This is a genomic window from uncultured Gimesia sp. (genome assembly GCF_937919775.1).
Taxonomy (GTDB): Bacteria; Planctomycetota; Planctomycetia; order Planctomycetales; family Planctomycetaceae; genus Gimesia.
The window spans coordinates 1-5,846 of record NZ_CALFPF010000554.1; the positions used below are offsets into that span (position 1 = coordinate 1).

A 5,846-nucleotide genomic window follows, 5' to 3' on the forward strand; every position below is an offset into this window, starting at 1 on the left:
GTCTTTCTTTCCGGCGGTTACAGTCAGATGGAAACGTTTGATCCTAAACCGGAATTGAATAAATACGGCGGAAAAACCTTTTCTGAAACGGTTTACCCCGATCCGTTTAAAGATCCGCGATATCAGGAACGGGCGCGTTCCGTCGTACAGGTGAAGCGTGAACATTCCAAGATCATGCCGATGCAGGTGGGTTTCAAGAAACAGGGAGAGTCGGGCATCGAAATCACCGATTGGTGGCCGCATCTGGCGAACTGCGTCGATGAGATTTCCTTTGTCCGTTCCATGTATACGACCGATAATGATCATGCCGCCGAATATCAGATTCATCACGGAAGACATAAACTCGATCAAAAACAACCGGTGATCGGTTCCTGGCTCAGTTATGGTTTAGGCAGCCTGAATCAAAACCTGCCCGAATATGTGTTTCTGGGTTCGTATACCGACACCCGCGTGAAAGAAAACTTCAATCCGGATTACCTGGGCCCCAAGTATATGGGAGTGGAACTGTCTCTGGACCCGAAAAACCCACTCCCCTTCGGCACCAGGCCTCAAACCGTTCTGGAACAGGAACAGGCCAACCAATATGCCTTCATCAATGAGCTGAATCAACTATCGTCCGTAGAATATCCCAGTGATGAGAAATTGCGGGCCCGCATCAATTCCTATGAACTGGCATTCCGCATGCAAACATCGGTTCCTGAAGTTCTGGATCTGACAGAAGAGACCCAGGAAACGCAAAATCTGTATGGCATCGATGATCAAGAGACCGCCCTTTATGGCCGTCGTCTTCTGGCAGCCCGTCGCCTGGCAGAACGCGGTGTTCGTTTTACCCAGGTCTATCTGAGCGATTACGGCGAGTGGGACTCGCATCAGAATTTAAAGGAAAATCACACGCGTTCCTGTAAACGCGTCGATAAACCGATTACCGGTCTCTTGAAAGATTTAAAACGCCGCGGAATGTGGGACGACACAGTCGTTGTCTTCTGCACCGAATTCGGACGAACGCCGGCAGTGGAAAACCGTGGAAATACGAAGATGCCCAGCGGCCGCGATCATCATCCGCATGGTTTCACGGTCTGGTTTGCCGGAGCAGGAATCAAACAGGGACACGTCCACGGCGCCACCGATGAACTCGGTTTTCATGCGGTCGAGTCACCACACTATGTGACCGATATCCATGCCACCCTGTACCACCTGCTGGGGTTGGATCACCATAAGCTGGATATTCCCGGTCGCAAACGACTGGAAATTGACTACGGGAAACCGATCCTGGATATCATCGCCTGATCTATTTAACGATCCACTTCGCTCTCAATCCGATTTCGTAAATTGATCGATCACGTTGCGTGAAATCCGAGAGACATTTTCATCCACCAGCATTGAAGTGATCCAGCAGATTGAACCTACAGAGAAGACTTCCCCACCGGAGGACGTTTTGAAATGCACCATATCCGCGCCTCCCTGATCCGGGTTGGTTCCCTGCGCGACCAGATGCACCTCGGGAGGCGAGCTGGCAGAAATTTTGTCCGTCTCATGCCCCGACGCACCACCCGGAATTCGCATATGCTGGCTTTCCGTGCCAAACAGGTCATCCTGCTTTAAGCTGGTCCCCGCAAAACACCAGTGTTGATCATCAATCACCTGATACGGAGCCCCCGTCATGATGCCGGCAAATGAAAAGACAACCCCCAGCAGATTTGCCTCGGACTCCTGTCGCGCATGATAGCGGCTTTCAAAAGTCGACTCCGATTCCGGGATGGGCGGGTCCATCGCCACACCGCACCATTGGGTACAATCCGTGTTGTGATAAACCACACGATGATCGTCCAGAAATTCTACTTCACAGTTTAAGCCGTTGCCTCCCAGATAAATCAACCGCCCCCCCGATTCAAACACCCAGGATTTCAGCCGGTCATACATCTGCTTCGACCAGTATTCCGGATGCGAACTCAGAATCAGAACTTTATATTCATCTAACGGAAGCTGCCCGAAATGAAATTGAGTTTCACTGTAATAATCGTAATCCAGTCCCTGCTCTTCCATCCAGCCCAGCAGCCGCCATTCCGAATGCAACATGCCACACCCCATGCGGCTATAAATGGGATCACGGAGTTGCTCGTTCAGGTCAATGTGCAAATAAGGCTGAGGCCGTTCCAGAGACAGAGGTGGATAATCTTCCACATAATAGGCTCCGAACGAGGGCTTCAAATAGCGCCTCAATTCCTGGCGGCTGTTGACCACGGGAGTCGGAGGCAGCCCTTCCGGATTCAGATAATTACTGCGCCCGCCGAAATTGTTGTAGGCATTCCAGGTGAGATCGCTGGCCAGAATCGCCACATTGGATTGCGGTGTTTGCGGCGAGACGACCCAGGGATAAGTAAATACATCCCCGGATTTGTTACTCAGATGGAACATATACAAGCCGGTTTTCTCCGGTGCGGCGACGGTTTGCTTCTGTGTGACGGTTCGATAACCGACGTTGTTCCAGTCGACGCCGTTCTGAGTGTAATCACCGTCGGGTGTAATCTGTAGATTCGCCAGAGGCGCATGATCGTCAAACGTACCAATCCGCCGCACGTACTCTTTTTCTTTCCCGTACCGCCACAATTCCAGACTGTACTCAGAAGTGGAATGCACGCGAAACTCTGAAGATTCTCCCGCGCTCACACAACGAGGCCAGGCAAATCCATACAATTTTGTTGACAGTAAGCGAAACTGATGAACCTGCCCGGGTTCCACCTCCAGCTGAACTCGCTTGGAACAATGATCCCGGTGCTGCAGGATGACTTCATACGCGCCCACGGGAAGATCCAGAATCACGGCTCCGGATGCAGTCGAGCGGGTACTGAAGAACTGGCCGTCCGCCTGAAACTCGACGGCAACATCGTAAAGTGCCCGATAATTTTCATCGCTGACATATCCGATTAGCATAAGGTCGATTCCGATAACGGGAGAGAACTGCAGTCGAGAAATAATGGAAGGAACAAAATAAGATTAAGAAGGATGAGCGACATATTTTTTCGCAATTTTGACTGCCAGACCGCCTCCTTCATAGTAGCCCATTGAGATGTCCGCCACATGCGTCAGCAGATCATAGGCCCGCCATCGATTCCAGCCATAGTCGGCTTCCATCCAGAGAATCATCTGGGCGAAGGCTTCGGCAGTAGCGCGTTCCATCGGCGTCCCACTGGCGACGGTAATGATCTCTTCTGGCGATTCAATACGCGGCCCGGCAATCGTTTTGCCTTTCACCAGGTTGATGGTCAAAGTCGTTTGCGAGGCCATCTCCAGACCGGTCGCAGAGAGTTCCCCCTGCCCCATCGCCGCATGGGCATCCCCCAGATAAAGCAGGGCTCCTGCTACAAAGACCGGCAGATAAAGCGTGTTGCCCACAGTGACTTCTCTAATATCCATATTGCCGCCATGCGGGCCAGCCGGCATGGTACTGGGCATCCCATACGCGGGTGTGGTGCCGATACACCCCAGCATCGGCACATACGGAATTTTGATTTCATCACTCCAATAGACGAACCCATCCCGAATCGGGCAGACGTGCGCGCCATCCGGCACATCAGTCCCCAGCCATTGGCACAGTTGTTTCGGATTTCCCGTATACGTCGCACATTGTCCGTCGCGGGATTCAATGGCTTCGATTTTAATCGCCAGCGAATCACCGGGCTCCGCCTGTGCAACATAAATGGGACCGGTTACCGGATTGCTGAACGGTACTTTGCTTTTATCTCTGCGATCGCCGGCCTGACGGATCTGCCCGGAAAGCGCATCTTCCGTTTCGACCCGGATCGTTTCGCCGGTTTTGATTCTGATGCGCGGTTCCTGAAAGCGATTGAATTCATAATTGAACGAATCGAACGAAAGCTGTTTCATGTTTGTGATCCTCGCTGGAGAATGATCAACCTGTAATTTTCTTAGTCACGGACACACATTGATCATTCACTCAATCCAGTTGAGATTTCAGCCATTTCAGGATTAGCTCTTCTGTGCTCGTGGTTTGATCCGGTTTTCGATCGACGAGTGTCAAATCCTGGCCCAGGACCAGTCGTCGTGTCAGTTGATCATACTCAGGTTGCGGATGGGAAGAGTCGAAGACATCCGGATGAAACACGACACAATCCCAGCCCCCTGTCCCAAAGTTAAGCGCGTAGTTCATGGTCCAGATAGAACTGTGAATGAAGTCTTCCTGCGAGTCGGCTTTTGCGGTTCGCGGAATCGCCAGCAGAACCAGATCTGGTTTTTGGGGGCGGATCGTCGCTTTCGCATCGGCTTCGATTTGCCTGCGTGTCTTGCCTTCCGTCTGCCAGGTTGTCACTTGCAGTTGCGCATCAGGGGCGATTTTTTTCATGGCCGATTGAATCATCTGATCCAAAGGAGGCATCGCGATCACCCGGACTGGTTGATTATTTTTGAGTAGTGACTTTGTGCGTGGAATAGCCAGCGCCGGAGGTTTGACATCAGCCAGAGAAACCGTTTTTCCCGTAATCGATTCAGCAATCAGTTCCGCCATTTTTTTGTGGCCTGCCATATTGGGATGAATTTCATCGCTCATCAGCAAACGCCATGATAGTGCGTCCCGATCCCGCAGTGCAGTCAGTTTTTGATAGTTATCGCAAACAGGCACCTGCATTTCCCTGCCGACCTCGCGGACCACATCACAATATTGGACCAGCTTTTCTGCCGGCCGACTTTGTGTTGTAATGACTGCATTCGGCGTACACAGCAACACCTCGGCTCCCACCGCACGGCATTGGCTAATGATCGCCCGCAGATTGTCTCGATACTGTTCCAGTGGAACTCGGGTCATGTCATTCAAGCCGAACATCACTGTCACCAGATCAGGCTTCTGTTTCAGCACATCCCCGTCGATCCGCGCCAACGCATTCACCGTCGTATGCCCGCTGATGCCGGCGTTAATCATTGTCAGATCGGCTTCAGGAACGGCCTTCTTTAGTGCCAATCCTAACATATCCGTATAAGCGCGACGGCTGCCTGTGTGATAATAAACGCCGGTAACGCTGTCCCCGAAGCAGACAATTTTCGCAGGTTTTCCGGACTTCAGTTTTTCGACTGTTTTTGGGAGCCCGGGCTGCAGGGAGGAAATGTTGTCAGTCTTTTCAAACCAGTCTTTAGGAACATCCAGCGTCCAGACTTCGCTGTTCAGCGGTTGGGCATGTCCGCCGGCTAACCAGATTTTATCCTGAAACACGAAAGCCGAATGCTCGTGACGTTCTTTCCAGACAACATCTGACTTCAGTTCGGTCCAGTTCTTACCATCCTGTGAATACCAGGCATCATTTTTATTTTTCGCAGGATTGTTCGACCAGCCGCCGATCACCCAGATCCGGTCTCGATACACCACCGTCGAAAACCATAAGCGTTCGTGCCAGGGGGCTTTCGCTGTTTCCTGTGTCCAGTGAATTCCATCTTCAGAACTCCAGACATCATTGGTCGCATGATATTCCGGCGTATAATTGCCGCCACCGAATACATAGATTTTTCCATTCAGCACGGCGGCCTGATGATACGCACGTGGTGACCAGCCGGCATTGGCTGTGGCCAGCTTCCATTCTTTACCGTCGGAAGAAGACCAGACATCATTTTTCAGACTTTTCGCGTCGCCAAAATAATAGTTTTCCGTCCCGCCCAGCAACCACATTTTCCCCTTGAATTCCACAAGGGCCGCCGCCAGACGAGGAGTCCACTCTGCCTGTTTCGTGACCTCATCCCACTGTTTGCCGTCAACTGAAGACCAGACTTGATTTCCTGCCGAATGCCCTTCCAACCTGCCGTTATACCAGCCCCCCATCAGCCACATCTTGTCTTTAAAGGCA

General features: G+C 51.8%; 4 protein-coding genes. 1 reads left to right on the plus strand and 3 read right to left on the minus strand.

The features are described from left to right. Positions 1-1,287: DUF1501 domain-containing protein (locus tag Q0294_RS15935; RefSeq protein ID WP_299467428.1), on the plus strand; the 1,287-nt coding region annotated here is incomplete at its 5' end. A 24-nt stretch (positions 1,288-1,311) separates the two neighbouring features. Here Q0294_RS15935 and Q0294_RS15940 read toward each other — a convergent pair. From Q0294_RS15940 to Q0294_RS15950, 3 genes are all read right to left on the minus strand, one after another. Continuing rightward, positions 1,312-2,931 carry a N,N-dimethylformamidase beta subunit family domain-containing protein gene (locus Q0294_RS15940; RefSeq protein ID WP_299467430.1) on the minus strand — a complete coding sequence of 540 codons (1,620 nt, stop codon included), beginning with the start codon at positions 2,929-2,931 and terminating at the stop codon, positions 1,312-1,314. Between the two features lie 63 nt (positions 2,932-2,994). Beyond that, positions 2,995-3,885 carry an acetamidase/formamidase family protein gene (locus Q0294_RS15945; protein ID WP_299467432.1) on the minus strand — a complete coding sequence of 297 codons (891 nt, stop codon included), beginning with the start codon at positions 3,883-3,885 and terminating at the stop codon, positions 2,995-2,997. A gap of 70 nt (positions 3,886-3,955) precedes the next feature. Then, a partial coding sequence (locus Q0294_RS15950) for a GDSL-type esterase/lipase family protein (RefSeq protein ID WP_299467434.1) occupies positions 3,956-5,846 on the minus strand: 1,891 nt, incomplete at its 5' end.

What these genes read in the sequence shown, in the direction of transcription:
- Q0294_RS15945 (WP_299467432.1), bottom strand. Translation starts at nt 3,885, where the DNA reads ATGAAACAGCTTTCGTTCGATTCGTTCAATTATGAATTCAATCGCTTT.
- Q0294_RS15940 (WP_299467430.1), bottom strand. Translation starts at nt 2,931, where the DNA reads ATGCTAATCGGATATGTCAGCGATGAAAATTATCGGGCACTTTACGAT.